This is a genomic window from Vibrio sp. Vb0888, from assembly GCF_033338835.1.
Taxonomy (GTDB): Bacteria; Pseudomonadota; Gammaproteobacteria; order Enterobacterales; family Vibrionaceae; genus Vibrio; species Vibrio alginolyticus.
In genome coordinates this window covers 1-1123 of sequence record NZ_JAWOTL010000256.1, presented here as the reverse complement: position 1 = coordinate 1123, position 1123 = coordinate 1, and the positions used below count along the sequence as shown (strand labels likewise).

Sequence of the window (1123 nt, the reverse complement as noted above, 5' to 3'; positions counted from 1 at the left end):
TGACGCCCCTGATGAGATTCTTGTAGATGTAATTCGTAATCTACCGACCTCTCAAGGCTACTGTGATTCCAAAGGCATTTACTCTGCGCGTAAAGCGGTGGTTCAACATTACCAACGCAAAGGCATTCGTTCTTTAGACGTAGAAGATGTGTACGTCGGTAATGGCGTGTCAGAGCTGATCGTGATGGCAATGCAAGCGCTGCTAAACAACGGCGATGAAATGCTCATCCCTGCGCCTGACTACCCATTGTGGACGGCATCAGTAGCGTTGTCTGGTGGCAACCCCGTTCATTATCTGTGTGATGAACAATCGGATTGGTATCCAGACCTTGATGACATCAAAAAGAAAATCACGCCGAAGACTCGCGGTATTGTTCTGATCAACCCGAACAACCCAACAGGTGCTGTATATAGTCGTGACTTCTTGCTAGAGGTGATTGAGATTGCTCGCCAGCACAAGCTGATCATTTTCGCTGACGAGATTTACGACAAAGTGCTTTACGATGGCGCAACACACACTTCTGTTGCGACGCTAACGGAAGACGTACTTGTGATGACCTTCAACGGGTTGTCGAAAGCTTACCGTGTATGTGGTTTCCGCGGTGGGTGGATGTTCTTAACTGGTCCAAAACACTTAGCACAAGGCTACGTTAACGGTCTAGAGTTGCTCTCTTCTATGCGTCTTTGTGCCAACGTGCCGATGCAACATGCGATTCAAACCGCGCTAGGTGGCTACCAAAGTATCAATGAGTTGATCTTACCTGGTGGCCGATTGCTAGAGCAGCGTAATCGCGCGTTCGAGCTGATCAACCAGATCCCAGGGGTATCTTGTGTGAAACCCAAAGGTGCCATGTACTTATTCCCTAAAATCGATACCAAGATGTACAACATCAAGAATGACCAGCAGATGGTGCTCGATTTCTTGAAACAGGAAAAAGTACTGCTAGTACAAGGCTCAGGTTTTAACTGGCCAAAACCAGACCATTTCCGCATTGTGACTTTGCCACACGTTGAAGATCTGGAAACCGCAATCGGACGCTTCGAGCGATTCCTATCAACCTACAGCCAGTAATGAATCACTGGTAGTAATTAGTGCTGATCTCTCATATGCTTAGAGGAACTC

At 47.4% G+C, this 1123-nt stretch carries 1 protein-coding gene; it reads left to right on the top strand.

Annotated features, from left to right (window positions below; all coding sequences use genetic code 11):
• A partial coding sequence (locus tag R7P72_RS25450) for a pyridoxal phosphate-dependent aminotransferase (protein WP_318111014.1) occupies window positions 1-1072 on the top strand: 1072 nt, incomplete at its 5' end.
• Between the last annotated feature and the right edge of the window lie 51 nt (window positions 1073-1123).